21 protein-coding genes and 2 pseudogenes are annotated in these 26,212 nt (G+C 65.6%); 18 read left to right on the top strand and 5 right to left on the bottom strand.

Annotated elements, in window-relative coordinates; all coding sequences use genetic code 11:
- Positions 1-12: 12 nt before the first annotated feature.
- Positions 13-1,101 carry a class 1 fructose-bisphosphatase gene (locus BG61_RS12715; protein WP_035937786.1) on the bottom strand — a complete coding sequence of 363 codons (1,089 nt, stop codon included), beginning with the start codon at positions 1,099-1,101 and terminating at the stop codon, positions 13-15.
- Between the two features lie 336 nt (positions 1,102-1,437).
- Here BG61_RS12715 and BG61_RS12710 point away from each other — a divergent pair, with 336 nt between their 5' ends.
- From BG61_RS12710 to BG61_RS12695, 4 genes and pseudogenes are all read left to right on the top strand, one after another.
- Positions 1,438-1,866, top strand: coding sequence for a LysR substrate-binding domain-containing protein (locus BG61_RS12710; RefSeq protein WP_051672466.1), 429 nt, complete (start codon positions 1,438-1,440; stop codon positions 1,864-1,866).
- Between the two features lie 317 nt (positions 1,867-2,183).
- Positions 2,184-3,104, top strand: coding sequence for an NAD(P)-dependent methylenetetrahydromethanopterin dehydrogenase (locus BG61_RS12705; RefSeq protein ID WP_035937788.1), 921 nt, complete (start codon positions 2,184-2,186; stop codon positions 3,102-3,104).
- 78 nt (positions 3,105-3,182) lie between these two features.
- A pseudogene (gene mch, locus BG61_RS12700) lies at positions 3,183-4,212 on the top strand (methenyltetrahydromethanopterin cyclohydrolase).
- 1 nt (position 4,213) lies between these two features.
- Positions 4,214-5,138: pseudogene (locus BG61_RS12695) on the top strand (ATP-grasp domain-containing protein).
- A gap of 248 nt (positions 5,139-5,386) precedes the next feature.
- On the opposite strand, the gene BG61_RS12690 reads toward BG61_RS12695, so the two are convergent.
- Complete coding sequence (locus BG61_RS12690) at positions 5,387-5,917, bottom strand: dihydroneopterin aldolase (protein ID WP_035937789.1); 531 nt, start codon at positions 5,915-5,917, stop codon at positions 5,387-5,389.
- 613 nt (positions 5,918-6,530) lie between these two features.
- On the opposite strand from BG61_RS12690, the gene BG61_RS12685 reads away from it, so the two are divergent.
- Positions 6,531-7,241 (top strand): (5-formylfuran-3-yl)methyl phosphate synthase, encoded by a 711-nt coding sequence (locus BG61_RS12685; protein WP_035937791.1) that lies wholly within the window; start codon positions 6,531-6,533, stop codon positions 7,239-7,241.
- Here BG61_RS12685 and BG61_RS12680 read toward each other — a convergent pair.
- The gene (locus BG61_RS12680) at positions 7,223-7,813 is read right to left on the bottom strand and encodes an amino acid kinase family protein (RefSeq protein WP_035937792.1); all 591 of its coding nucleotides are present in this window, start codon (positions 7,811-7,813) and stop codon (positions 7,223-7,225) included. The two genes, BG61_RS12685 and BG61_RS12680, sit on opposite strands and share 19 nt — an antisense overlap.
- A gap of 28 nt (positions 7,814-7,841) precedes the next feature.
- Positions 7,842-8,912: a hydantoinase/oxoprolinase family protein gene (locus BG61_RS12675; RefSeq protein ID WP_035937866.1), complete on the bottom strand. Its 1,071-nt coding sequence runs from the start codon at positions 8,910-8,912 to the stop codon at positions 7,842-7,844.
- Between the two features lie 220 nt (positions 8,913-9,132).
- Here BG61_RS12675 and BG61_RS12670 point away from each other — a divergent pair, with 220 nt between their 5' ends.
- From BG61_RS12670 to fae, 6 genes are all read left to right on the top strand, one after another.
- Positions 9,133-9,846 (top strand): HisA/HisF-related TIM barrel protein, encoded by a 714-nt coding sequence (locus BG61_RS12670; RefSeq protein WP_035937794.1) that lies wholly within the window; start codon positions 9,133-9,135, stop codon positions 9,844-9,846.
- 193 nt (positions 9,847-10,039) lie between these two features.
- Positions 10,040-11,308 (top strand): molybdopterin-binding domain-containing protein, encoded by a 1,269-nt coding sequence (locus tag BG61_RS12665; RefSeq protein WP_035937868.1) that lies wholly within the window; start codon positions 10,040-10,042, stop codon positions 11,306-11,308.
- Positions 11,305-13,011, top strand: a complete 1,707-nt coding sequence (locus tag BG61_RS12660) for a formylmethanofuran dehydrogenase subunit A (RefSeq protein ID WP_051672465.1) — start codon at positions 11,305-11,307, stop codon at positions 13,009-13,011. The genes BG61_RS12665 and BG61_RS12660 overlap by 4 nt, the downstream gene beginning before the upstream one ends.
- Positions 13,008-13,970: a formylmethanofuran--tetrahydromethanopterin N-formyltransferase gene (fhcD, locus tag BG61_RS12655; RefSeq protein ID WP_051672464.1), complete on the top strand. Its 963-nt coding sequence runs from the start codon at positions 13,008-13,010 to the stop codon at positions 13,968-13,970. Before BG61_RS12660 ends, fhcD begins: the two co-directional genes overlap by 4 nt.
- Positions 13,967-14,794: a formylmethanofuran dehydrogenase subunit C gene (locus BG61_RS12650; RefSeq protein ID WP_035937873.1), complete on the top strand. Its 828-nt coding sequence runs from the start codon at positions 13,967-13,969 to the stop codon at positions 14,792-14,794. The genes fhcD and BG61_RS12650 overlap by 4 nt, the downstream gene beginning before the upstream one ends.
- A gap of 65 nt (positions 14,795-14,859) precedes the next feature.
- Positions 14,860-15,393, top strand: coding sequence for a formaldehyde-activating enzyme (gene fae, locus BG61_RS12645; RefSeq protein ID WP_035937796.1), 534 nt, complete (start codon positions 14,860-14,862; stop codon positions 15,391-15,393).
- A gap of 4 nt (positions 15,394-15,397) precedes the next feature.
- Here the strand turns inward: fae and BG61_RS12640 are convergent, their stop codons facing one another.
- Positions 15,398-16,312: a LysR family transcriptional regulator gene (locus tag BG61_RS12640; protein ID WP_035937798.1), complete on the bottom strand. Its 915-nt coding sequence runs from the start codon at positions 16,310-16,312 to the stop codon at positions 15,398-15,400.
- Between the two features lie 257 nt (positions 16,313-16,569).
- Here BG61_RS12640 and glyA point away from each other — a divergent pair, with 257 nt between their 5' ends.
- The 7 genes from glyA to BG61_RS12605 all read left to right on the top strand — a co-directional run bounded on the left by glyA (position 16,570) and on the right by BG61_RS12605 (position 26,212).
- Positions 16,570-17,874 carry a serine hydroxymethyltransferase gene (gene glyA / locus BG61_RS12635; RefSeq protein WP_035937799.1) on the top strand — a complete coding sequence of 435 codons (1,305 nt, stop codon included), beginning with the start codon at positions 16,570-16,572 and terminating at the stop codon, positions 17,872-17,874.
- 47 nt (positions 17,875-17,921) lie between these two features.
- Positions 17,922-19,181, top strand: a complete 1,260-nt coding sequence (locus BG61_RS12630) for an aminotransferase class V-fold PLP-dependent enzyme (RefSeq protein ID WP_035937801.1) — start codon at positions 17,922-17,924, stop codon at positions 19,179-19,181.
- A 33-nt stretch (positions 19,182-19,214) separates the two neighbouring features.
- Positions 19,215-20,174 carry a D-2-hydroxyacid dehydrogenase gene (locus BG61_RS12625; protein WP_035937802.1) on the top strand — a complete coding sequence of 320 codons (960 nt, stop codon included), beginning with the start codon at positions 19,215-19,217 and terminating at the stop codon, positions 20,172-20,174.
- A gap of 74 nt (positions 20,175-20,248) precedes the next feature.
- Complete coding sequence (locus tag BG61_RS12620) at positions 20,249-21,427, top strand: malate--CoA ligase subunit beta (RefSeq protein WP_035937804.1); 1,179 nt, start codon at positions 20,249-20,251, stop codon at positions 21,425-21,427.
- Between the two features lie 11 nt (positions 21,428-21,438).
- Positions 21,439-22,344: a succinate--CoA ligase subunit alpha gene (gene sucD, locus BG61_RS12615; protein ID WP_035937806.1), complete on the top strand. Its 906-nt coding sequence runs from the start codon at positions 21,439-21,441 to the stop codon at positions 22,342-22,344.
- Positions 22,322-25,195, top strand: coding sequence for a phosphoenolpyruvate carboxylase (locus tag BG61_RS12610; protein WP_081868055.1), 2,874 nt, complete (start codon positions 22,322-22,324; stop codon positions 25,193-25,195). The genes sucD and BG61_RS12610 overlap by 23 nt, the downstream gene beginning before the upstream one ends.
- A gap of 36 nt (positions 25,196-25,231) precedes the next feature.
- Positions 25,232-26,212, top strand: a complete 981-nt coding sequence (locus BG61_RS12605) for an HpcH/HpaI aldolase/citrate lyase family protein (protein ID WP_035937807.1) — start codon at positions 25,232-25,234, stop codon at positions 26,210-26,212.

The following is a 26,212-nucleotide window of genomic DNA, read 5'->3' as shown; positions in this document are numbered from 1 at the left end:
CGCGGGTTGCATTCAGATACGCGCCTCCGGACGGAACAACGAACGTTCGTTGAAGAGCGGAGAGACGAACGGCTTGTCCACGCCGCTGTCGTATTCACGGTGATAGCGTTCAAGCCGCTCGACTTCCGCCTTCGAACCGAGAATCGCGGGCACGTGGTCATGCAATGCATCCGGCACGGCATCCAGGATCCGCCCGCGCCCGGTGCTCGCGAGACCGCCCGCCTGCTCCACGATGAACGCCATCGGGTTCGCTTCATGCAGCAGCCGCAGGCCGCCGGAGTGGATCGCCCTGTGACGATCGCGCGGCTGCAGGTACACGCCGCCGCGCATCAGAAGCCGATGCACGTCGACGACCATGGACGCCACCCAGCGCGCGCTGAAATCCTGCTGGCGCTCGCCTGCGCTGCCGGCCCGGCACTCGCGCACATAGCGCAGCACCGGCGGCTCCCAGAAGCGTTCGTTCGCGGCGTTGATCGAAAGCTCCGTTGCCGGCGAAGGAATGCGGATGAAGGGATGCGTGAGCAGGAAAGCGCCCGCGTCACGATCCAGCGTGAAGCCGTGCGTGCCGAGGCCGACGGTCAGCACGAGCATCGTCGAAGGCCCGTAGATGGCATAGCCCGCAGCAAGCTGCTCGCGGCCGTTGCATAGAAACGCACCATCCGAAACCGGCTGGCCCGCACGCCTGCGCAGCACCGAAAAAATAGAGCCGACCGCCACATTCAGGCCCGTGTTCGACGATCTGTCCAGCGGATCGAGCACGACGAGATACTCGCCACGCGCGCCACCCGGGCCCGTCTCTCGCGCGATATTCGTGGCTTCCGACACCAGCCCCGCCACGCATGCGTTGCGCTCGCACATCGCGACGAATATCGCATTCGCCGCGAGTTCCAGATGCTTGCGTTCCTCGCCCTGACCGTCAGCACCGCCGTCCACGCCGCCATGGTGGCCGAGTGCGCCGCGCGCGACAATCGACGTCACCGCGCGCACGGCCCCGGCGATGTCCTGTAGCAGGGCCTGAAGGCCCGAGCGGTCGGTTTCATCGACGGTTTCGCGCAACTGTCCGGCAAGGAACTCGGGCAAGGTCATATGGCGTTCGTGCATGGTCGTCTCATGTCAGGATGGTTGAAGGGGGTGGCGAAGTCGCCGGGGCGATACGCCCCACGCGCGGCGGCGTGAAGCCGCGCCAGTTCGTCAGCGGAGTGCCCAGGCGATACGGCCATGCGTTCCTCCTTGCGTATGTTGTCTCGTTGCTCGCGAGCCGTGGCCGGCATCTTCATATGAAACATCGAGCGGCCTCACCGGAAACGTACCGTCTGTTAATTCGAAGGTACGTCAGAGCATGATTCAATCCAACTAAGTTATTCTTAGCCATCCTATAAGCGAACATTACGTTGCGGCTTCCGGCGCATTCCCGACCCTGCTCACCGAGAGCGAACCATGACAAATCTGGTTCGTACACTTCAAGTACTTCGTGCCGAAGCTCATCGCCGCGCTAACTCGACGCCATCGCCGCAGCATCCGCTCGTCACCGCGCAGCAGTTCGACTTGCAGGAATTGCGCCATGAGACGTTCCCGTTGCGCGAAAGAGGATCGGGAACGCGCACCGTCGCAGAACAGACGTTGCGCAATCACGTCTTCACACCGGCATGGATCGTCACGCTCGACAGAAACGAATCGGTGAAGCAGGCGGTGATGGCAGGCATGGGCATCAGCCTCGTATCCCTGCATACGCCAAGGCTGGAACTGCGTACGCGCGAGATCGCGAACCTCCAGGTGAACGGAACGCCCATCGATCGCGCGTGGCCGATCGTCCCTATGAGCGCAAGCGACTGCGCCCGACGTGCCATGCATTTCTCCGCTTTCTGATCGAACATACGGGTCCCGCGCTTGCCGGCGAATTCGCGAAAGCCGCGAAAAAGCCCGGGCGAAACGCATCTCGCGAGGCGCTGGAGGGTTACAGAATGTCTTCGTAACAACGCATGAGCGGCACGTGAGCGAATGCCCGGCGGCGTTTGGCACAACGCCACGCGCATGGCATGGCGCTTGCGTTGATCGGGCGCACCCGTAATCCGGTTGTGCACCGAGGGTCGCTGCACCTCGAAGTCGTCAGGGGCCGAATTCGGGCACGACGTCAGTTCGCACGCCCGCCGGCCATTGATTCACCTCCCCTTCGCCGAGGAAAGATGGAACGTCCCTTCATTCTCCATATGTTCACGCCCACGCGGCAGATGAGTCCTTTCGACGTGAACATGGCCGTCGATGCCGGCTATCAGGTCGTTGTGCCTTACGCCGATGTCGGCGTCGACAACGTCGCCGCTTTCACGCAGGATGCGATCTTCTCGCGCGGCCCGAAAGGCGTCGGGCATACCGGCATTTTCATCGGCGGGCGCGATGTCGTCGTGGCCGCCGACATGCTGCGCATCGCGCGCAAGGCAATGGTGCCGCCGTTCGAGGTATCGGCTTTCGCTGATCCGAGCGGCTCGTACACGACCGCTGCGGCCCTCGTCGCCAGCGTCGAGTGGCACTTGCTGCGCGCACAGGGCACGGACCTTTCCGGCAAGCGCGTCCTGGTACTCGGCGGAACCGGGCCGGTCGGCGTGATCGCGGCGGTGCTGGCGGCGCAGGCGGGTGCGCTCGTATCGGTCGCGAGCAGCCGCGGCCTTGAAGCGGCGGAAAGCGCGAGCAACCGGATCAACGAACGGTTCAGCGTGCAGACGGCAGGCGCCGATGCGCGGTCCGGCGCGACCATTGCATCGGCGCTCGCCGACACCGATGTCGTGTTCGCCGCGGCCGCCGCCGGCGTGCAGGTGCTAAGTGCGAGCCAGATCCAGTCGGCACCGCGCCTGCTGATTGCCGCCGATGTGAACGCCGTGCCGCCAGCCGGCATCGAAGGCGTTGGCGTGATGGACGACGGCAGGGCGATCGGAAATGGAAAGACGCTGGGCATCGGCGCGCTTGCCATCGGCAATGTCAAGTATCAGGTTCAGCGGCGCCTGTTCGAACAGATGCTCGCCGCGAAGCAGCCGCTCTATCTCGGCTTCGAGGAGGCGCGCGCCGTGGCACGCGAGGTGCTCGCCGAGCGTCCCGCACAAGCGGCTGCGTGAATCATCGTTCCGGTCCGCGTCAGCCGCGCTGCGGCGGCTGGTGCGTGAGCGCCATCGAATACAGACGGAAGGTATCCCATGAGCGAACATTCGCTGTGCGCTGATGCAGCGGCATCGCAGGCGTCGTTGAGCGTCAACGCGCTGACCCGGCCGCTGCTCGAGCGGCTGCTCGAACACATGCCGCAAACCGGCATCGAGGCGAGCCGCGACGAAACCGGCGTGCTGATCATCGATGCAGGCATCAATGCGCCGGGCAGCGTCGCGGCCGGCGCGGCGATCGCCGAAATCTGCATGGGCGGGCTCGGCCAGGTGCGTATCGGCGCGGCGGCTTCGAACAGCGCGCGCGAAGAATGGCCGACCTTCGTCGAGATTTCCAGCGCACAACCGGTGCTCGCGTGCCTCGCAAGTCAGTACGCAGGATGGAGCCTCTCCGCGAGCAAGGAAGAAACCGGAGGCAAGAAGTTCTTTGCGCTCGGCTCGGGTCCGGCGCGCTCGCTCGCATGCAAGGAGCCGCTCTACGAAGAACTGCGTTATCGCGACGAGGCGCGTTCCGGTTGCCTCGTGCTCGAAGTGGACCGCGCGCCGCCCGCCGTCGTGATCGCGAAGATCCTGCGCGATTGCCGGCTCGACCCCCGCCGGTCTCACGCTGATTCTCACGCCCACCGCGAGCCGCGCAGGTACGACGCAGGTGGTCGGACGGGCGCTCGAAGTGGCGCTGCACAAGGCACATGTGCTGGGCTTTCCACTGGCCGACATCGTCGAAGGCACGGCGAGCGCGCCGTTGCCGCCGCCGGGGTGCGAGGCCATCGACGCGATGGGCCGCACCAATGACGCCATTCACTATGGCGGCCGCGTGCATTTGACGGTCACAGGCGCCGACGATGCCGCACGCGACCTCGCGCGTCGACTGCCATCGTCGCAGTCGCGCGATTTCGGCCGCTCGTTCGCCGACATCTTCAAGGAATACGACTACGACTTCTATCGAATCGATCCGGCGTTGTTCGCGCCGGCCGAAGTGTGGGTCAGCAATCTGACAACCGGGCGCACGTTTCATGCGGGCGCCACGCGTTTCGATCTGCTCCATCCCCTCTGGCTCGACGAGGCCTGACATGAGCACTTGCGCGCTGCGAGTCGCCATCATGAGCGACGAGACCGGCTGGCATACATCGCGTTTGAAAAAGGCGCTGCGTCGATCTCGCCGACTGCCGCTTCGATACCGCGGGGTCGCCACACGGCCTCGTGATCCCGGGTTTCGGACGCCGCCTGCCCGATGCCGTCATCGTGCGCGGCATCGCGGGCGGCACGTTCGAACAGGTGACGGTGCGGCTCGGCATTCTGCATGCGCTGCGGGAACTGGGGGTGCCCGTCTACAACGATGCACGAGCGATCGAGCGCAGCGTCGATAAATCGATGACGACCTTCCTGCTTCACCGGGCGGGCATACCGACGCCCGCGACCTGGGTCGGCGAATCGAAGCCGCATGCGCAGCGCGTCGTCATGCGAGAGGCGGCGGCCGGACGCAAGGTCGTCCTGAAGCCGCTATTCGGTTCGCAGGGCAAGGGGCTGATGCGGCTTGGGCCGGATGCCGGCGGCTGCACGCCGTTGCCGCCGCTCGAGGCGTATGGCGAACTGGCGTACCTGCAACGCTTTGTCGAGGCGGATGACGCGCCGGGCTTCGACTGGCGCGTGCTCGTGGTAGGCGGCAAGGCCGTCTGCGCAATGCGGCGGGTAAGCGAGCACTGGGTTCATAACGTCGCCCAGGGTGCGCAATGCGAGGCAGCGGTGTTGACGGCCCCGCTTGCGCGACTCGCCGAGCGCGCAAGCGCGGCGTTGAGTCTGGACTACGCCGCTATCGACCTCGTCCCTTGCCGCGAGGCGCCTGAGGGCGCACAGGTGATCGAGGTGAATGGCGTAGCGGCATGGCGTGGCCTTCAAACGGTAACGAAGTTCGATATCGCCGCCTGTATCGTCGACGATCTGCTGACGCGCAAGCTCCCACTATCGGTCTTGCACCGTCGCGTGGAAGTGGCATGAGGACGCGTTTCTGCGGGCTTGCGGACCCGGCGTCGCCTGCCTCGCAAGCGGGGCAACGCGAGTGTCGCGAAGCCGGGTCGCTGGATGACCGCTGATCTCTCCCCCGCAAGGGCGCATGCATCGGCCAGCGCCCTCTTGCGGCACGGCGCCGCGGTCGGCACGCGCGTTCAGGAAACCATCGGCCGCCCGCCCTTCCCGCGCGCCGCCATCTCACCCGCGCCTGCGGGCTGAATGTTCGTCACCGCGCCTCACAGCGAGGACGACGGCGGAAACATGCCCGCGCCGAGCAGTGCAAGGCTGGTTCGTTCGCGCCGTGACACGCGCGCGCTGCCCGTCGTCTGGCGGCGCCGCTCGATCGTCACGCCCACCGCCTTCACGTTCGGAAACTTGCGTGGCTTCACGAGCGAGACGCGCACCCAATGCGCGCCGAAATCGTCCAGCAGCATCCGCGCAATCGCTCCGGCCAGTCCCTCCAGCAATTGCATCCCATGCGCGCTCAGGAGGGCTTCCAGCGCACCGTGCACCTTGCCATAGTCGATCGTGTCGGCAATACGGTCGCTCTCGCACGCAAGGCTTTTCGGCAGACCCGCCCACAAGTCGATGCGCACCGGCTGCGTCTCGTGCAGCTCTTCGGGATCGATGCCGATCACCGTCTCACTCTCGAAGCCTTCGATAAAGATGATGTCCATCGCCTGCGACGGGTCTTCACCGGCATGCCGCGCGCCGTGGGCCCAACGTTCCGGAAGCCGCTCGAAGATGCGGGTGTCGATCGAGTTCATCGATGCTCCTGTGGCTTGGTTTTGAAGTGTCCGTTCCTTCGCGCATGCGTGGTGTTTCCGCGCGTCGCGATGACCGTCATGCAAGAACCGGGCTAGGCACGAATGTCGCAATGGATATTGCGTGCGACCCCGCTGACGTATGCATCGCAACGCGCAAGCGCCCGCCGCATCGCATGACAGCGCGGTCGTGGCATCTGTTTCGCCAGGCAACGCGCGAAACGCAATGCAAACGGGCGGTCACACTGCGTATCGCAAACTGCACAAACTGCCCGATCCCGAATGACCCGCGCAATGCCACTGATCTGCAAGCGAGTTCTACATGACCAAGCCCGATGAAACTCACCACCGAAGGCCCCACTGGCAACCGCGCCTCGCTCGGGCGACGACGGGCCCGGGCCATTGCCTCAAGGAATCGCTCGCGCTCGCCGCCGAGTTGCCGAACGCGGACCGGTTTCCTTCGCGGGGAGCGGAGGAAGTCCTGCCGCTTTTTTTGGCTCGACGTCACTCATCTGAAGGCGCGCAGTGCAAGGGCGGCGCCAGTCGGCAGGTTCTATCAACAGAGCCACGCAGCTGCCCGCGCCCACTATGAACGCGCGTGCGCACAGGAGGCTTCATGATCCGCTTGCTCATCAGTGTGCGTGACCTCGACGAGGCACGCGAGGCCGCCGCCGCTGGCGCAGCGCTCATCGATTTGAAAGAGCCGCGCGCGGGTGCGCTCGGCGCGTTGCCCGCGGCGCGCGTCGAATCGATCGTGCGCGAGTTGCGCGCGGTGCATCCGGGCGTGCCGGTCAGCGCGACCATTGGTGATCTCCCGCCGGGCAATCATGCGGCAATCGAACATCACGCGGGCCTGATCGGGCGATGCGGTGTGGACTACGTGAAGGCAGGGGTGCCGCCCGGGCCGCACGCATTCGAGACGCTCAGGCGCATGCGCGCGTTGCGATCGAACATGGTCCCGGTGCTGCTCGCAGACGACGGCCTCGATCTTTCAGTCGTCGAATACGCTTGCGCATTGGGCTTCACGGCCATCATGGCGGACACCGCACGCAAGAAAAGCGGCAACCTGTTTCACTGCGTATCACTTGCAGTGCTCGACCGCATGGTGCAGATCGCGCGCGCCCATGAGGTCATGGCCGGACTTGCAGGCGCGCTGCGCCTGCCGGACCTTCCCCGCTTGCGGGCATTGCGACCGGACTTCGCGGGGTTTCGCACGGCGGTCTGCCCGGCCGCACGCACGGGCAGGCTCGATCCGGCGAACGTGCGTGAACTGCGCGCGCTGCTGTGCGGTGCAAGCCTGCCCGTCGCTCAGGGCACGGCGGCGTGAAGCAACAGGTCGCGCATGCGCGGCCACTCGTTCTTGCTAAGCAGATCGACGGGGTATGGCGCGTCGCGCGTCAATTCGGCGAAACGGCGATCGAGCAGGCCGTCCGCCGAATGTCGCGCAATGTCGTGCGAACGTTCGATCACGCAGGACTTCACGATCAGAAGGCGCTCGGCGTTCAGGCGATTCGCGAGCCAGGCGGCAAGACTGTCGGACGTGACATCCCAACTCGTCAGCATGCTCGCTTCCTGCCGCATCATGTCGAGCGGAGCCCAGACGACGACGCGGCCGTCATGCATCGCGCGAAGGATCTGCGCATCGGTGGCGGCGATAACGAGATTGCGGCACACGCCCTGCATCAGCAACGCATGCTGCGCCATGGCGAGCACCGCCATGTTGTGCGCGGCGACATCGTCGAACTCCCACACGGCCTGGTGTTCGCGCACCTGGTCGGCGAATCCGCCGCCGCCCGGCACGATCAACACCCTTCCGCCACCGAAGTCGCAGAGCTCGCTCAGCCAGCGCTTGAGCAACGGGTCGCGGCTCAGGCTGCCGCCAATCTTCACCACCCACATAAGCGCTCCATTCGTAGCTTCACGCGGTTCACGCGAACACCGCCTCGCTGGCCTCGCGCGTATCGGCGCGCAGCATGCCGACCGCCACGCACGGCGCACATACCTGCGCCCATCCACGGACCGTGTCGCCGATGCCGATGCCGGGCAGCGCATCGAAGCGCACCACGTCCCGGCCGAGCGGTTCAGCGAGCGCATCCACGAGGAAAGCGCCGCACCCCGCCGCAACCAGCACGACGTTGTGTGCGAGTCCCGTGCGGCCAAGCACACGGGTCAGATTCAGCGACAGGTGAGCGAGTTGGGCATCGCGCCACCGGTTGGCGAAATCCACCCAGTCGTGCCCGGCCGCATCCCGTGCGTCGCGGCCAATCATGCGAGCGAGACGACGGCAGGTTCCGTTGCGATCCTTGGCACCGCCATCGGCCGCGGGCTGCTGGTCGTGCAGCGGATCGAGCGCGCCGGTCAGGCGATATACATCGGCGGTGGCCGCGAAGAATTCGTTCATCACGTTATAGACCTCCCCGCAAAACCTGATGCGATGCGCGAGCGCGCAGAGCGGCGTGCGCACCACGCCCTGGTACACCAGCTCGCCCGATTTCAGACGCCCCGCGTCATCCGTGCCGCGCGCGACGATCCGGCCGTCCTGAATCGGGATCAGGTCCGTGGTGGTGCTGCCGATATCGACCAGCACCGCATGCGGGAGGCGGCTTGCGACCAGTTGAGCCGTCGCGAACCAGTTGGCCGATGCAATCTGCTCCCAGTGAGCCGCCACCGATTCGGGCGCCACCCAGCCGGCCGCACCGGCATAGAACGCGATGCGTTCGCCGCAATGCGACGCGAGGCGCGAGGCGATCGCCGCGACGCCCGCCTCGCGATGCTCGAAAAGATCGGCCATTTCACCGGTCATCGTCACCGCGTGGTCGGCGTGCGCCTGATCGGGCCATCGCGACGCGGCCTGCGCAACCGCGTTATCGACGTGTTCGAGCCCCTGCCACAACGGACACGGCCACTGCGCGATGTCCCTCACGCGCCCCTGTTCGATGCGGGCAGCCTTGACATGCGCGCCGCCGATGTCCCATCCGATCACGAGATCACGCGGCATGGCGGCTCCGTTCTTCGTATCGGGCCCGGTGGACATCGGCATGCACATCATGAGACCTGAACCACTGCGCGTCATGCACGGTTCGATTTCGGTCACGACCGGACCGCAAACCGGATGCCGCGCATCCCATTGAAGGCAGCCCGCGCGCCACGTCGGCATCCACCCGACCGGCTCCGCTGATATATTCGTGCAACAGCCCCTTGGTCATCGCTCATTCCCCATGCAAATCATCCCGGTAGTCGATGTGCTCGACGGCATTGCCGTCCACGCGGTACGCGGTGAACGCAGCCGCTACCAGCCGCTCGAATCGCAGTTGTGCAGCGGCAGCGATCCGGTCACCGTGGCTCAGGCGCTGCTCGACTATTGCGCCGCGTCGGTGCTCTACGTGGCGGACCTCGACGCGATCATGCGAGGTGCGCCGCAACTCGCGACGCTCACACGCCTCGCCCGCGAACTTCCCGGCATCGACCTGTGGCTCGATGCCGGCTTTTCCGATGCCGCTGCCGCCCGCGCCGTCATTGCGCAGTTGCACGGAACCGGTGCGACAGTCACCCCGGTCTTCGGCAGCGAATCACTGCGCGCCGACACGGCTCGCGACATACCCGGCAACTCGATCCTGTCCCTCGATCAGCGCCACGACGTGCCGCTGGGCGACGCCGCCTTCTGGACCGACGCGTCGCACTGGCCTTCGCGCCTCATCGTCATGTCGCTCGATCGCGTCGGCTCCTTCAGTGGTCCCGACCTCGCGGCCATTGCCGCTATCCGCCAACGTGCGGGCAACGCGCGAATGATCGTCGGTGCGGGCGGTGTCCGTCATGCCGACGACCTGCACGCGGCGAACGCCGCTGGCGCCGACGCGTGGCTCATCGCCTCCGCACTTCACGACCGGCGCATTCCCGCGGCCACACGAGCATCGAACCCCTTGCAACGCTGACTATCACGTTTCATGCCAATGCCGGATGCGTGCGGCCGCCCCGCTTCGCCACGCTTTCATTGCGTTACAGTGTGTAGAGCCAGCCGCGCGGCAAGCGGCGCACTATGCTCTGCCGGCAGTGCGCGATCCCGCATCGATTCGCACGCGAGCGTTGACGCCGCTTGCATGGCACATGCCTTGCAAGAGTGCGCGCATGAACTCGACTCTTTCCTCTCCACCGTGGACCTGCCCGTTCTGCGCATTGCTGTGCGACCGCTTCGGCGTCGATGCGGGCGAGACGCTGAAACCAGCCGGCACGACATGTCCTCGCGCGACCCGTGCGCTCGCGCAGTTCGGCAGCGTTCCGTCGCAGGCTACCCCGCTCGTGAACGGACAGCCCGTAGCCGACGATGCGGCGCTCGACGCCGCGGCGCGATGGCTTCGCGCGTCACGCCAGCCGCTTTTCGGAGGCATGGCGACCGACGTGGCCGGAACCCGCTCGCTGTATCGGCTGGCCAATGCATGCGGGGCGATCGTCGATCATGCGCACGGCCGCGCCCTGATGCATGGACTGACGGCACTTCAGGACCGCGGCGCATTCACGACGACGCTCGCTGAAATCCGCACGCGTGCGGACCTGATCGTGTGCGTCGGTTCGTCGGCGCCTTCCACACGCCATCCTGAGTTCTTCGCGCGCTGCGGTGTCGGTGAGCGTGCCTCCCTGCAACGCGAGATCGTGTTCGTTGGCGGCGGCATCGATCCGGCGCTGAGCGGCACTGCATCCGACGGAGTATCGACCCGAGCGATCCCGCTACAGGGCGACCTGTACGACACGATCGCGGCGCTCAACACTAGCCTGAGCGCGAGACCGCCGCGCGGCCTGCATCCGGAACTCGCCGCGCTCGTGAGGCGAATGCTCGAGGCACGTTACACGGCCATCATCTGGACCCCCGCAGACCTGCCCGGCGAGCATGCGACGCTACTGGTGGAAGGCATCGACCGCTTGTTGAAGACCCTCAATCGCACGACACGCGCCGGTGGTCTCGCACTCGGCGGCGATGACGGCGGCGCGACTGTGAACCAGACGCTCACATGGCTCTCGGGGCTGCCGCTGCGCACCGGCGTGCATCCCGGCGGGCTCGCGCACGAACCGCATCGCTATGACACCGCGCGCTTGCTGGCCGACGAGGCGGTCGACGCGCTGTTGTGGATCGCGAGCTTCACGGCCGACCTGCGGCCCCCAGAAACCGCCGTGCCCCTCATCGTGCTCGGCCATCCGGGGCTCGCTGCTGCCTGTACGGATCGTTCCGGACCAACGGTGTTCATTCCCGTATCGACGCCGGGCATCGGTTCAGCGGGCCACATGTTCCGTGCGGACGGTGGCGTGGTATTGCCGCTCGCCCCGGTGTATGCGGACTCGCTGCCCGCCGTCACGAACGTCGCAGCTAGCCTCGCCAGTCGTCTCGCGGAGGTGGCCGCATGAGCACCTTTCGTCTGCGCGGCGGCCGTGTGTTCGATCCGGCCAACGGCGTCAACGGACAGATTGCCGACATCTGCGTGCGCGACGGGCGCATCGTCGAGCTGAAGCCCGGCGAATGCGCCGGTCACGAATACGACATGAGCGGCATGGCCGTGATGGCGGGCGGCATCGACATGCACTCGCACATCGGCGGCGGCAAGGTGAATCTCGCGCGCATGCTGATGCCCGAGGACCATCGCCTGCGCACCCGCGAAGCCGCCAGCAACCCGCTCGAACTCGCGTCCTGTGGCGTGTGCACGCCGGGCACGCTCGCAACCGGCTACCGGTACGCGGAAATGGGCTACACGGCCGCATTCGAGCCCGCGATGATCGCGTCAAACGCGCGCCATACGCACCTGGAAATGGGAGACACGCCGATCATCGACCACGGCGCCTACGTGATGCTCGGCAACGACGAGCTGTTCCTGCGCATGCTCGCGCAAGGCACGGATTTCGAGCGCATTCGTGACTATGTCGGCTGGACGATGAACGCGACGAAGGCGCTCGGCGTGAAGGTCGTGAATCCCGGCGGCATCTCGGCATTCAAGTTCAACCAGCGCAGTCTCGACGTGGACGAAGCGCACGTTCACTACGACATCACCCCGCGTCAGGTGCTGAACGTGCTCGCGCGCTCGCTGACCGATCTCGGCGTGCCGCATCCGCTGCACATCCATGCGAGCAACCTGGGCGTGGCGGGCAACATCGAATCGACGCTCGCCACTATCGATGCGCTCCAGGGCCTGCCCGGGCACCTCACGCACATCCAGTTTCACAGCTACGGAAACGAAGGGCCGCGCAAGTTCTCTTCGGCGGCGGAGCGCATTGCGGATGCGGTCAACGCGAATCCGAACATCTCGATCGATGTCGGCCAGATCATGTTCGGGCAAACAGTGACCGCTTCCGGCGACATCATGAAGCAGGTTAGGCAGGCAGACTACGCGTCGCCGCGCAAGTGGATCGCGGGCGATATCGAGTGCGACGCGGGTTGCGGCGTCGTGCCCTTTCGCTATCGCGAGCAAAGCTACGTGAACGCGCTGCAATGGACGATCGGGCTCGAACTCTTCCTGATGGTGAAGAACCCGTGGCAGATCACGCTGACCACCGACCACCCGAACGGCGGCCCGTTCACCAGCTATCCGCACCTGATCCGCCTGCTCATGGACAAGTCGTTCCGCGACGAGCAGCTGGCCCGCCTCCATCCCGATGTGGCGCAACAGTCGCCGCTCGGGAGCATGACCCGCGAACTCACGCTCGATGAAATCGCGATCCTCACGCGCGCCGCTCCCGCACGCCTGCTCGGCCTGCGCGAGCGGGGCCGCCTGAACGCGGGCGCCGCCGCCGATATCGCCGTCTATCGCGAGAACGCGGACCGTGAAGCGATGTTCACCGCGCCCGAGTATGTGTTCAAGGATGGCGAACTCGTCGCGCGCAACGGCCGCATCGTGGCGACGCCCGCAGGCGGCACGCACTACGTGGAGCCCGAATTCGACCGGTCCATCGAACGCACGCTCGAAGACTACAGCGACCATCATCTTGCCCTCAACTTCCGCCATGCCGCCATCGGGCGCGACGAACTCTGCTCGTGCTGCAACGGAGGACGCCTGCTACCGGCTGCGTGCGGCCTGCACCACCACGATCCCCACGATCCATCGGGACAGCAATCATGAGCGGCACCGCAAGCACAGACACGACAGCCGAAGTGTCCGCGCCATTCGCCATCAACGGCCTAGGCATCGACGACACCTTCGCCGAAGCATTCCCGATGAAGGCAACGCGGCTCATCATCACGGCGCGCGACGCCACCTGGGCCCGTCATGCGGCGGTGGCCGCGACCGGCTTCGCGACATCCGTGATCGCGTGTGGCTGCGAAGCGGGCATCGAACGCGAGATTCCCGCATGCGAGACGCCCGACGGCCGGCCCGGCATGGCGATCCTGATCTTCTCGATGTCGGGCAAGGAACTCGCGAAGCAGGTCGAACGCCGCGTCGGCCAATGCGTGCTGACGTGTCCCACGACGGCAGTTTTTGCCGGCATCGAAGAAGGTGAAGCGATCGCGCTCGCGAAGAACCTGCGCTTTTTCGGCGACGGCTGGCAGATCTCGAAGATGATCGACGGCGTGCGTTACTGGCGCGTGCCCGTGATGGATGGCGAGTTCGTGGCGCAGGAAACCACGGCGGTGATAAAGGGCGTGGGCGGCGGCAACCTGCTCTTTCTCGCCCGCGACACCGATGCGGCGCTCGCAGCGGCGCAGGCCGCCGTTGACGCGATGCGGCGCGTGCCGAACGTGATCATGCCGTTCCCGGGCGGTGTCGTGCGCTCGGGGTCGAAGGTCGGCTCGAAATATTCCGCGCTTCCCGCCTCGACCAACGACGCGTTTTGCCCCACGCTCGCCGAGCGCTCGCCGCGCTCCGTGCTGACCAGCGACATACGCAGCGTGCTCGAAATCGTCATCGACGGGCTCAGCGACGCCGATGTCGCACAAGCCATGCGTGCGGGAATCGAAGCCGTGACCGCACGTGGCGCAGAAGGCGGCGTCGTGCGCATTTCAGCGGGCAACTACGGCGGCAAGCTCGGACCGTTTCACTTTCATCTGCGCGAGCTGTGCGGCGCACGGGAGGCGTCATGAAGCGCATTACGCTGCGCGTGAAGCACGCGCCCCTGCTCCGCATCGACGCGCGCACCTTGCTCCCCGCAACGCTTGCGGCCGTCACCGCCGACGAAATCGAGCGAATGCCACTGTGGCACGGAACGGAGCGCATCGCGCTCGCGGACTTGTTCGACGTGCGCGCAGGCGAAGCTTCGACTCCGGCTGACGCGCCATCGCTCGTGTTCGCGGGCGACATGCGGCGCTTCGACCGCATCGGCTGGAAGATGGACGGCGGGCATCTCATCGTGGAAGGTCATGCAGGCGATCTCGCCGGTGCGCAGATGACGGCGGGCACCATCGTCGTCCAGGGCGACGCCGGCAGCTTCACCGCGTGCCAGCTGGCCGGCGGGCGGGTCGAAATCGGCGGCGACACGGGCGACTTCGCCGCGGGCACGCTGCCGGGCGACCTCGACGGCATGCGCGGCGGCACGCTGATCGTGCGCGGCGACGCAGGCGCCCGCTTCGGGGACCGCATGCGGCGCGGCACGGCGCTCGTATTCGGCAATGCCGGCGCGTTCGCGGCGTCGAGAATGGTCGCGGGCACGATCGGCATTGCCGGCGGGGTCGGCGAACATCTCGCCTACGGGATGCGGCGCGGCTCGTTCCTTCTGCTGGGCGCGCAAACCGTCCCCGGTTGCCGTTTCGCTGAAAATCATGGCGACGTCGATGTATTCTGGCGTCTGCTGTCGCGTAGCCTCGCCCGCGAGGGCGGCCCCTTCGGCGAACTCGCGCTCGCCTCGATGCGCCGCTTCGCAGGCGATATATCCGTCGATGGCAAAGGCGAAGTGCTGCTTGCCCGGTAACGTCGTCATGCAGGAGCCACGGGCCGCATCCCTTCCTTTCATCGTCTTTTCCGGAGTCTTTCCCGATGAGTGACAACCTGATTTTTCGCGCAGGAGAAGCAACCGTGCTCGCCGCTCCCGGCCAGGCCACCGACGCGATGCCCGAGATTCTGATCGGCCGCGTCGATGGTCCTGTCGGCCAGGCCTTTGCCAACATGATGGCGCAAAGCAAGGGCCATACCGCGATGTTCGCGATCCGCGCGTGCAACCAGATGGTGCGGCCCGCCACGATGATCGTGCCGAAGGTCACGATGAAGGACATGGAAACGGTGAACCTGTTCGGCGGCGTCGTGCAGTCCGCGACGGCGGACGCCGTGGTCGACTGTCTGATCGAAGGCATTCTTCCGAAGGATCAGGCGAATGACCTGTGCATCATCAGCCTCGTGTGGATCGACCCGCGTTGCGTGCAGGACCCGAACATCGACCGCCGCGACATGTACCGCACGAACTACGAAGCGACCAAGCTCGCGATCCAGCGCGCGATGAACAACGAACCGAGCGTCGAGACACTGATCGAAAACCGCCACAAGATCAGGCACGACATGGACGACTGGAGCTGACGCGTCACGTTGCGTCGTCGATTGCAAGCGCCGATCCGCCGAGCAGGGTGTCCTTGAACGCATCGGCGGCGGCCGAGAGGTGCTTGCTCTCGCGATGCACGACATACAGGTAGCGAACGATCGGGAAACGCTCGACATCCAGCACGCGGATGCGCAGCGTTTCCAGCTCGGGCATGATCGTCTGAAGTGGCACGACGGACAAGCCCATGCCCGCATGCACGCCGCATTTCACGGCCTCATTGCTGCTCACTTCCATGCCCGGCCGGAACGTCACGCGATGCTCGGCAAAGAAGCGCTCCATCGCGAGGCGCGTGCCGGAGCCGGGCTCGCGCATCAGGAATGTCTCGTCCTCGAGCGCGGAGAGCGGAATGCCGCGCTGCCGCGCCAAGGGGTGATCGGGCGGCGCGATGACCACGAGCGGATTCTTCATGAACGCCTTGGCCGCGAGTCCGAGGCCTTCGGGCGGCTGCCCCATGATGGCGAGATCTGTCTCGTTGCTGGCAAGCTCGCTCAACACCGACTCGCGATTCGCCACGTTCAGGTTCACGCGCACGCCCGGAAACGCGTGCGTGTATTTCGCGATCAACTGCAACGCGAGATGACTGGCGGTACCCGTCACCGCTGAGACCTTGATCTTGCCCTGCTTCGTATCGCGCAACTGATCGATCGACCGCTCGAGAAACGTCAGTTGCTGCTGGATCGCGCGCGCATGGTTGAAAACCTCACGGCCGGCTTCGGTCAGAAAGATGCGGCGGCCCATCTGTTCGAAAAGCGGCATGCCGATACGCTCTTCCAGGTTCTTCAGTTGCGTCGACACGCCGGGCTGCGTGAGATGCATTTCCTCGGCCGCCCGGGAAAAGCTCAGGTTGCGCGCAGTCGATTCGAACACCAGCAGTTGACGCAATGTCAGTTGCAACATCCGCTTCCCCTTGCGAGCTTTCCGGGCTCGCTGATCTGGCCTTCACTGTACCAGCCGCGGATGTGCGGGCAATGCCCATAACGGAGTATCCCCTGAAGCGCAAAGCCCGCAGCGCATGGCTTTGCTGGCCGGTTATGGGTTGAATAACAAACCCGAATGAGTCTTTTGACGGCCGCCCCACTACCATCGTTTCAACAGGGACCGAAGCAGCAACGCACCCGAACTGACTACCTGATCACTCACCCAGAGGCGCGCACATGTTCAGCTTCAGACAGACCATCGCGGCAACCGATCCGGAATTGCGACGGGCCATCCGCGCGGAATCACTGCGTCAGCAGGATCACATCGAACTGATCGCATCGGAAAACTACGCGTCGCCTGCGGTGATGGAGGCTCAGGGGTCGCTCCTGACCAACAAGTACGCGGAAGGCTATCCGGGCAAGCGCTACTACGGCGGCTGCGAACATGTCGACGTGGCCGAGCAGCTCGCCATCGACCGGGCGAAGCTGCTCTTTCACGCCGGCTACGCCAACGTGCAGCCCCATTCGGGGTCGCAGGCGAATCAGGCGGTCTATCTTTCGGTGCTCAAGCCCGGCGACACGATTCTCGGCATGTCACTCGCGCACGGCGGACACCTGACCCACGGCGCGTCGGTGAACGTGAGCGGCAAGCTGTTCAAGGCTGTCGCCTACGGCCTGCATCCGGATACCGAGGAGATCGACTACGACGAAGTCGAGCGTTTCGCCCATGAACACAAGCCACGCATGATCGTGGCAGGCGCATCGGCGTACGCGCTCGTGATCGACTGGAAGCGCTTCCGTGCGATCGCCGACCAGGTGGGCGCCTACCTCTTCGTCGACATGGCGCACTACGCGGGCCTCATTGCAGCCGGACTCTATCCGAGCCCTGTGGGCATCGCGGACTTCGTGACGTCGACGACCCACAAAACCCTGCGCGGACCGCGCGGCGGCCTGATTCTCGCCGGCGTCGAGCACGAAAAGGCCCTCAATTCCACGATCTTTCCCGGCATTCAGGGCGGCCCGTTGATGCATGTGATCGCGGCGAAGGCGGTCGCGCTTCGCGAAGCGATGAGCGACGAATTCAGGCAATACCAGCAACAGGTGCTGACCAATGCCCGCGTCATGGCAAAGACGCTGCAGGAACGCGGGCTGCGCATCGTATCGGGCCGCACGGACTCGCATCTCTTCCTTCTGGATCTGCGCGCGAAAAACATCACTGGCAAGGACGCGGAGGCCGCGCTCGGCCGCGCGTCGATCACGGTCAACAAGAACGCGATTCCCAACGACCCGCAAAAGCCCTTCGTCACGAGCGGCGTGCGCATCGGCTCGCCCGCGATGACGACGCGCGGCTTTCGCGACCTCGAAGCGCAACAGCTCGGCAATCTGATCGCCGATGTGCTGGAAGCACCGGCGAACGATCTCGTCATCCGCCGGGTGGCGGACGCCGTGAAGGCCCTGACACGCCGCTTCCCGGTCTATGGCGACGCGCCGGACCACGACAGCGTGCGTCATGAACCCGGTTCGGGCCGCGCCTCGAGCTGAGTCCAGCGAATCCTGTCCGACCACACCACCACGTTGAGGAGCACAACATGTCGAATCCTTCAGGCACACGCATTCCCGGCCGCAACTTCCTGGCCGTGCCCGGTCCCACGAACATTCCCGACCAGGTTCTGCGCTCCATGGTCGTGTCGATGGAAGACCATCGTTCGAGCAAATTCCCCGAACTCGCCAATGGCGTGCTGAGCGATCTCAAGGCGCTCTACAAGACCACGACCGGCCAGCCGTTCATCTTCCCTTCATCGGGAACGGGCGCATGGGAAGCGGCGCTCACGAACACGCTTTCGCCGGGCGACAAGGTGGTCGTCGCGCGCTTCGGACAGTTCAGCCATCTGTGGGCCGACATGGCGCACCGTCTCGGCTTCGAAGTGCAGATCGTCGATGTCGAATGGGGTGAAGGCGTGCCGGTGGAGCGCATCGAGGAGATCCTTCGCGCCGACAAGCAGCACACGATCAAGGGCATCCTCGCATGCCACAACGAAACGGCGACGGGCGTCACGAGCGATATCGGCGCCTTGCGCGCCGCGATGGACAATGCGCGCCACCCGGCGCTCCTTTTCGTCGACGGAGTGAGTTCGATCGGCTGCATCGATTTCCGCATGGATGACTGGCGCGTCGACCTGGCCGTCACCGGCTCGCAGAAGGGCCTGATGCTGCCCGCTGGCCTCGGCATCCTGTGCGTGAGCCAGAAGGCGCTGAAGGCGAGCGAGACGGCCACGTCGCGCCGCTGCTACTTCGATCTCGCGGACATGATCAAGGCGAACGCGACCGGCTACTTTCCGTACACGCCTGCGTTGCCGCTCCTCTATGGCCTGCGCACCGCGCTCGACCTGCTCTTCGAAGAAGGGCTCGATAACGTGTTCGCGCGCCACCACTATCTTGCCCAGGGCGTGCGCGCCGCGATCACCGAAGGCTGGGACCTAGGCGTATGCGCGAAGGCACCCAAGTGGCATTCCGACACGGTCAGCGCGATCGTCGTTCCCGAAAAGTTCAACGCGGCCCATGTCATCGACCGTGCCTATCGCCGCTACAACCTGGCGCTCGGCGCCGGGCTCTCGAAAGTGGCGGGCAAGGTGTTTCGCATCGGCCACCTCGGCGACCTCAATGAACTGATGCTGATGGGCGCGATTGCGGGCGCGGAGATGGCGATGCTCGACATCGGCATCGACGTGCGTCCGGGCAGCGGCACAGGCGCGGCCGCCCAATACTGGCGCACCCACGAGCGCACGCAGAAGAAGCCCGCGCAGCGACAGGAGAAGCGGAACGAAACACGCGCCGCAGCCGTGGCCTGACCGAACCGACCCACCAGCAAGGACGCCGACAGCATGCGACAAGACATCGTATTTCTCGACCGCTCCACCTTGAAAGCCGATGTGCGGCGTCCTTCCTTCGAGCATCGCTGGGAAGAGTACGACGTGAGCGCCGCGCGCGACGTGGCGAACCGGCTCGAAGGCGCGACCATCGCGATCACGAACAAGGTGCCGCTGCGGGCCGACACGCTCGCGAAGCTGCCTCGCCTCAAGCTGATCGCGGTGGCCGCCACCGGCTACGACGTGATCGATACGGCGTATTGCCGGGACCACGGCATCGCCGTCGCGAACATCCGCAACTATGCGACCCATACCGTGCCCGAGCATGCATTCGCGCTGATTCTCGCGCTGCGCCGCAACCTGGGCGCCTATCGCGAAGACGTGCGGCGAGGCCGCTGGCAGACGAGCGACCAGTTCTGCTTCTTCGATCACCCGATTCGCGACCTGCATGGCGCGACCATCGGCATCGTCGGCGAAGGGTCGCTCGGGCGGGGCACGGCTGCGATTGCACGCGGCTTCGGAATGCGCGTGCTGTTCGCCGAGCATGGCTCGTCGAGGAAGGAACTGCTGGACGGCACCGCCTACGCGCCATTCGATCAACTGCTTCGCGAGTCGGATGTCATCTCGCTGCATACGCCGCTCAGGCCCGCGACGCGCAACATGATCGCGCTCGAACAGTTCCGCATGATGAAGCGCACGGCTCTTTTGATCAACACTTCGCGCGGCGGCCTCGTGTGCGAGGACTCGCTCGTCGCGGCGCTCAAGGAAGGGCTGATCGCGGGCGCGGGCTTCGATGTGCTGACGACGGAGCCGCCCAGGGACGGCAATCCGCTGCTCGATCCGGACTTGCCGAACTTCATCCTGACGCCGCATGTCGCGTGGGCCTCGCATGACGCCATGCAGTTCCTCGCTGACCAGCTGATCGACAACATCGAGGCGTTCGTGCGCGGCAAGCCGCAGCATCTCGTCACCTGAGCGGACCGGAGCAACCGCTACCGCCGCTACGTCACACACATTCCAGCAACCCCGCATTCATCCAGGAAACCAGCATGGACATCCACGAATATCAGGCGAAGGAACTGCTGTCCGGGTTCGGCGTGCCAATCCAGCGCGGCGCGGTCGCCTACACGCCCGACCAGGCCGTCTACTGCGCCACCGAACTCGGCGGCTGGCACTGGGCCGTGAAGGCGCAGATTCACTCCGGTGCGCGCGGCAAGGCAGGCGGCATCAAGCTGTGCGAGACCTATCACGACGTGCACGAAGCCGCGACCGGCCTCTTCGGCAAGCATCTCGTCACGAAGCAGACGGGGCCGGAAGGAAAGGTCGTCGAGCGGGTCTATGTGGAAGTCGCCGAATCGTTCGAGCGCGAGCTCTATCTCGGCATCGTGCTCGACCGCAAGGCCGAACGTGTCCGCGTGATCGCCACCGCACAAGGCGGGATGGACATCGAAGAGATCGTCCATACGTCGCCCGACGCCGTGCTGCAAACGGTCGTCGAACCGGCGGTCGGGTTGCAGCAGTTCCAGGCGCGCGAACTCGCGTTCGGGCTCGGGCTGAACAGCAAGCAGGTGAGCCGCGCGGTCGCCGCCATCATGGGCGCATACCGGGCGTTTCGCGACCTCGACGCGACCATGGTCGAGATCAATCCGCTCGTCGTGACGAAGGACGACCGCGTGATCGCGCTCGACGCCAAGGTCTCATTCGACGACAACGGTCTCTTCCGGCATCCGCACGTCTCCGAGATGCGCGACGCGGCCCAGGAAGATCCGCGCGAGGCCGAGGCCGCGCAGTTCGGCCTGAACTATGTCGGGTTGGAAGGCGACATCGGCTGCATCATCAACGGCGCGGGCCTCGCGATGGCGACGATGGACACCATCAAGTACGCGGGCGGCGAACCCGCGAATTTCCTCGACGTCGGCGGCGGCGCGTCGCCCGAGCGCGTGGCCGCCGCATTTCGCCTCGTGCTGTCGGACCCGAACGTGTCCGCGATTCTCGTGAACATCTTCGCGGGCATCAATCGCTGCGACTGGGTGGCCGAAGGCGTCGTGCAGGCCGCGAAGAACCTGCGCGTGCCGCTCGTCGTCCGCCTTGCGGGCACGAACGTCGAACAGGGGCGCAGGATCGTGAGGGAAAGCGGGTTGCCGATCATCGCCGCCGACACGCTGCTGGAAGCGGCGCAAAAAGCGGTCGAGGCGTCCAAGGCGCACCGCGCCGGCAAGAGCAAATAGGGAGAAAGAACATGAGCATTCTCATCGACGAAACGACGCGCGTGATCGTGCAGGGCTTCACCGGCGACAAGGCCTCCTTTCATGCGAAGGAGATGATCGCGTACGGCACCAACGTGGTGGGCGGCGTAACACCTGGCAAGGGCGGGCAGCGCCATCTCGACCTGCCCGTCTTCAACACCGTGAAGGAAGCAGTGCGCGCAACCGGCGCCACAGCGAGCCTCGTGTTCGTGCCGCCGCCCTACTGCGGCGACTCGATCATGGAAGCCGCCGACGCCGGTCTCGAACTCGTCTGCGCGATCACCGACGGCATTCCGGCGCAGGACATGATGCGCGTGAAGCGCTATCTGCTGCGCTATCCGAAGGAGCAGCGCACGACGCTCGTCGGGCCGAACTGCGCGGGCATCATCAGCGCGGGCCGCGCGATGCTCGGCATCATGCCGGGACATATCTACCGGCGCGGTTCGGTCGGCATCGTGTCGCGTTCCGGCACGCTCGGCTATGAAGCCGCTGCTCAACTCAACGCACTCGGTCTCGGCGTGACGACGAGCGTCGGCATCGGCGGCGATCCGATCAACGGCAGTTCCTTCCTCGATCATCTGCGCCGCTTCGAGCAGGACCCGGAGACGGAGGTCGTGATCATGATCGGCGAGATCGGCGGGCCGCAGGAAGCGGAGGCCGCGCGCTGGGTCAGGGATCACATGACGAAGCCGGTGGTCGGCTACGTGGCGGGCCTCACCGCTCCGAAGGGCCGGCGCATGGGGCACGCGGGCGCGATCATTTCGGCGACAGGCGACAGCGCAGCCGAGAAGGCCGAGATCATGAAGTCCTACGGCTTGTTCGTCGCGCCCAGTGCGTCCGAACTCGGGTCCACGGTGGCTGCGGCGCTTGCTCAAAATGTCACGCGCCGCGTCGCTTGAGCGCGAAGGCGGCACCGCTGCCGCCCTCGCCCCCGCACTCACGCACCCGGCGCACCGGCAGCCTTCCGGGGAAGCGGCGGTGGCGCGCCTTGCCACCGCCTCGGCCGCGCTGCCGAAGCTCGATTCGAAGGCTTATGAGCCTGGGGTCGTCGATTTGCTGTTCGGCCTGCTCTGCGACGTGGCCCGGCGGCGCCAGCCAGAAGTCGAACTCGCGCTGCGCGGCCAGTCGCTGCCCGACACCGTGCCGCGCGCCGTCTGGCGTCGAAGCCTCCAGGCGCAGGGCATCTGGTTTCAACTGCTGAGCATCGCCGAGCAGAGCACGGCGATGCGCCGCCGCCGCGAGATCGAGATCGAATGCGGCTACGATCACCTGCCCGCGTCGTTCGCGCGCGTCGTTGCGGAAGCGGCGGCGGCGGGTGTGCCCGCCGAAGAGGTGCGCTCGGTGTTGCAGAACCTGAAGGTGCGCCCCGTCATCACCGCGCATCCGACGGAAGCCAAGCGTGTGACCGTGCTCGAGATTCATCGGCGCATCTATCGAAAGCTCATGGATCTCGAGTCGCCACGGTGGACGCCGCGCGAAAGGCGCGCGCTCGTCGGCGCGCTCGGCAATGAGATCGAGTTGCTGTGGATGAGCGGAGAGTTGCGCCGTGAAAAGCCGACGGTTGCTCAGGAAGTGGCCTGGGGCCTGCACTTTTTCAGCGAAACGCTTTTCGAGGCGGTGCCGCTGCTCCTCGACAAGCTGGAAGAGGCGCTGCATCACTACTACCCTGACGAGCGCTTCGAGACGCCGCGCTTCTTTCAGTTCGGCTCGTGGATAGGCGGCGACCGCGACGGCAATCCGTTCGTCAACAACGAGGTCACTCGCGCGACGCTGCATGAAAACCGCCTTGCGTGCCTGAAGCGGTATCGGCAGCGCCTCGTCGAATTGACGCAGACACTCAGCCTCACCGCCGAAGCGCTGCCCATGCCGGAGTCGTTCAGGCAGCAGCTCTCGCGCGCCCTCGAACAAAGCGGTGAAGGTGAGACCATCGCCGCGCGCAACCCGGGCGAACTCGCGCGCCAGTATCTGACGTGCATGCTGCGGCGGCTCGACACGACCCTCGGCCATGCGCAACGCCGCGGCGCCGGAGCGGCACCCGAAGGCGGCTATGCCACGGCGGACGAGCTGGCCGCCGATCTGCGCGTGATCGAACAGGCCTTCGTCGCCACCGGCAGCATCGCGCTTGCACGCACTTACGTGCGGCCACTGCGGCACGAAGTGGAGACGTTCCGCTTCTCGACCGTGCAGCTCGACCTGAGAGAAAACTCGACGGTGATCGAGAAGACGCTCGTGGCGCTCTGGCGCTCGCGCGCGGCAGACGGCGCGGAGCCGCCCGCGCCGCAGTCGCCCCAATGGAAGGCGTGGCTGCTTGCGGAACTGGCGCGTCCGCTCGATGCCAATATGAGCGACGCAAGCCGCGCCGCATTGCTCGGCACGCTGCCAGCGCTCGAAGCCGAAACGCTGCAGATCTTCTGCACGGTCCGGGAGATGCGTCGCGTGGTGGATCGCAATGCGTTCGGCTCCTTCATCCTGAGCATGACACATCACGCGACCGACATCCTGGGTGTCTATCTGCTCGCGAAGGAAGCCGGCCTGTTCTCCGATGCGGCCGGGATAGAAAGCTGCACGCTGCCTGTCGTGCCGCTTCTGGAAACCATCGACGACCTGCGCCGCGCTCCCGAGATCCTGCGCGAGCTGCTTGCCGTTCCGATCGTCCGCCGCAGCCTGCGCGCCCAGGGCGGCGTGCTCGAAATCATGATCGGCTATTCCGACTCGAACAAGGACGGCGGCTTCTTCGCGAGCAACTGGGAATTGTCCAAGGCACAGACAAAGATCACGCGCCTTGGCAAGGAACTGGGCGTGACGATCGCGTTCTTCCATGGCCGCGGCGGGTCGGTAAGCCGCGGCGGCCTTCCCGCCGGACGCGCGATCGCGGCGCTGCCCGTAAGCTCCGTGAATGCACGCTTTCGCGTAACGGAGCAAGGTGAAGTCGTCTCGTTCAAGTATGCGAATCGCGGAACGGCGCAGTATCACGTCGAGTTGCTCGCATCGAGCGTGCTCGAGCACACGCTCAAGTCGGAACGTGAAGAGGCGCTCGTGCCGAAAGGCGAATTCGACGAAGCGATGGAAGCGCTCTCAGGCGCATCGCGTGCGGCGTATGCGAAGTTCATCGAGCAGCCCGATCTGATTGCGTATTTTCAGGCAGCCAGTCCGCTCGAAGAACTCTCGGCGCTCAACATGGGGTCGCGGCCGGCGCGGCGCTTTGGCGCGCGCACCATGCAGGATCTGCGTGCGATTCCGTGGGTATTCGCGTGGACGCAGAACCGGCATGCGCTCACGGGTTGGTATGGCGTCGGCAGTGCGATAGCGGCGTTTCTCGCGGTGCGCAAGGAGCGCGGTCTCGAACTGCTCAAGCGCATGTATGAGGAATCGCGCCTGTTCCGGCTGATCATCGACGAGGTCGAAAAGACGCTCGCCCAGGTCGATCTGGACATCGCGCGCGGCTATGCGGAACTCGTCGCCGACCACCGGTTGCGCGAGAGCGTCTTCGGCGAGATCGAGCACGAACTGCACCTCACCACGCAGATGGTGCTGCGCGTGAGCGGGGGCAACGAGATTGCGGAGCGTTTTCCACGGTTTCGCGAGCGGCTCGCGCGCAGGCTGCCGGCCATCAACCAGGTCGGCCGGCAGCAGATCGAACTGCTGCGGCTCTATCGGCAGGCCAGCTCGGATGTGGAAAGGCGCGGCTATCTGGTGCCGCTCCTGCTCTCGATCAACTGCATCGCTTCAGGCTTCGGCGCAACCGGCTGAACCACCCTTTCGGAATTCCACCACAGGAGGTCAAGCATGAGCTTTACCGTGATCGAGCAGGCCACGCCACGCCTGCACCGCTCGGAGCTTGCGGTCCCCGGCTCCAATCCGGCGATGTTCGAAAAGGCCGCTAAATCTGCTGCCGACATCATCTTCCTCGACTGCGAGGACGCCGTCGCGCCCGACGACAAGGAGCAGGCGCGCAGGAACATCGTCGCGGGCCTGAACGACATCGACTGGGGCAGCAAGACGATGATGGTCCGCATCAACGGACTCGATACGCACTACATGTATCGCGATGTCGTCGATATCGTGGAAGCGTGCCCGCGTCTCGACATGATCCTGATTCCGAAGGTGGGCGTCGCCGCCGATGTCTACGCGCTCGACATGCTCGTGACGCAGATCGAAACGGCAAAGCGCCGCACGCGCCGCATCGGCTTCGAGGTGCTCATCGAAACGGCGCTCGGCATGGCCAACGTCGAAGCGATCGCGCAAGCGAGCAAGCGGCTCGAAGCGATGTCGTTCGGCGTCGCGGACTATGCGGCGTCGACACGCGCGCGCACGACGGTGATCGGCGGCGTCAATCGCGATTCCGGCGTGCTCACTGACCAGAACGAGCGCGGCGAGCGCGACTACTTCTGGACCGATCAGTGGCATGCGGCTCAAACGCGCATGATGGTGGCGTGCCGTGCCTACGGGCTGCGTCCCATCGACGGCCCGTTCGGCGATTTCAGCGACCCGGACGGCTACGACGCTGCGGCGAAGCGCGCGGCCGTGCTTGGCTACGAGGGCAAATGGGCGATTCATCCGTCGCAGATCGAGCTGGCAAACAAGGTGTTCACGCCGTCGGAAGCGGAGGTCACGAAGGCGCGCCGCATCATGGAAGCGATGGCGCAGGCGGCGAACGACGGCAAGGGCGCCGTGTCGCTCGACGGCCGCCTGATCGACGCGGCGAGCATCCGCATGGCCGAGGCGTTGTTGGCCACCGCCAACGCGATCGCAGGATCGAAGCGGTAA

The organism is Caballeronia glathei (assembly GCF_000698595.1).
Lineage (GTDB): Bacteria > Pseudomonadota > Gammaproteobacteria > Burkholderiales > Burkholderiaceae > Caballeronia > Caballeronia glathei.
Note: the sequence above shows the minus strand (reverse complement) of the source record. Positions and strands in the feature narration are given on the sequence as shown.

Bases quoted from the DNA above. Each gene is read 5' to 3' on its own strand.
- BG61_RS12705 (WP_035937788.1), top strand. From the start codon at position 2,184: ATGGAACGTCCCTTCATTCTCCATATGTTCACGCCCACGCGGCAGATG.
- BG61_RS12660 (WP_051672465.1), top strand. From the start codon at position 11,305: ATGAGCACCTTTCGTCTGCGCGGCGGCCGTGTGTTCGATCCGGCCAAC.
- BG61_RS12625 (WP_035937802.1), top strand. From the start codon at position 19,215: ATGCGACAAGACATCGTATTTCTCGACCGCTCCACCTTGAAAGCCGAT.
- BG61_RS12610 (WP_081868055.1), top strand. From the start codon at position 22,322: ATGTCACGCGCCGCGTCGCTTGAGCGCGAAGGCGGCACCGCTGCCGCC.
- BG61_RS12685 (WP_035937791.1), top strand. From the start codon at position 6,531: ATGATCCGCTTGCTCATCAGTGTGCGTGACCTCGACGAGGCACGCGAG.
- BG61_RS12715 (WP_035937786.1), bottom strand. From the start codon at position 1,101: ATGCACGAACGCCATATGACCTTGCCCGAGTTCCTTGCCGGACAGTTG.
- BG61_RS12710 (WP_051672466.1), top strand. From the start codon at position 1,438: ATGACAAATCTGGTTCGTACACTTCAAGTACTTCGTGCCGAAGCTCAT.
- BG61_RS12665 (WP_035937868.1), top strand. From the start codon at position 10,040: ATGAACTCGACTCTTTCCTCTCCACCGTGGACCTGCCCGTTCTGCGCA.
- BG61_RS12680 (WP_035937792.1), bottom strand. From the start codon at position 7,813: ATGTGGGTGGTGAAGATTGGCGGCAGCCTGAGCCGCGACCCGTTGCTC.
- BG61_RS12670 (WP_035937794.1), top strand. From the start codon at position 9,133: ATGCAAATCATCCCGGTAGTCGATGTGCTCGACGGCATTGCCGTCCAC.
- sucD (WP_035937806.1), top strand. From the start codon at position 21,439: ATGAGCATTCTCATCGACGAAACGACGCGCGTGATCGTGCAGGGCTTC.
- glyA (WP_035937799.1), top strand. From the start codon at position 16,570: ATGTTCAGCTTCAGACAGACCATCGCGGCAACCGATCCGGAATTGCGA.
- BG61_RS12640 (WP_035937798.1), bottom strand. From the start codon at position 16,312: ATGTTGCAACTGACATTGCGTCAACTGCTGGTGTTCGAATCGACTGCG.
- BG61_RS12690 (WP_035937789.1), bottom strand. From the start codon at position 5,917: ATGAACTCGATCGACACCCGCATCTTCGAGCGGCTTCCGGAACGTTGG.
- BG61_RS12605 (WP_035937807.1), top strand. From the start codon at position 25,232: ATGAGCTTTACCGTGATCGAGCAGGCCACGCCACGCCTGCACCGCTCG.
- fae (WP_035937796.1), top strand. From the start codon at position 14,860: ATGAGTGACAACCTGATTTTTCGCGCAGGAGAAGCAACCGTGCTCGCC.
- BG61_RS12650 (WP_035937873.1), top strand. From the start codon at position 13,967: ATGAAGCGCATTACGCTGCGCGTGAAGCACGCGCCCCTGCTCCGCATC.
- fhcD (WP_051672464.1), top strand. From the start codon at position 13,008: ATGAGCGGCACCGCAAGCACAGACACGACAGCCGAAGTGTCCGCGCCA.
- BG61_RS12675 (WP_035937866.1), bottom strand. From the start codon at position 8,912: ATGCCGCGTGATCTCGTGATCGGATGGGACATCGGCGGCGCGCATGTC.
- BG61_RS12630 (WP_035937801.1), top strand. From the start codon at position 17,922: ATGTCGAATCCTTCAGGCACACGCATTCCCGGCCGCAACTTCCTGGCC.
- BG61_RS12620 (WP_035937804.1), top strand. From the start codon at position 20,249: ATGGACATCCACGAATATCAGGCGAAGGAACTGCTGTCCGGGTTCGGC.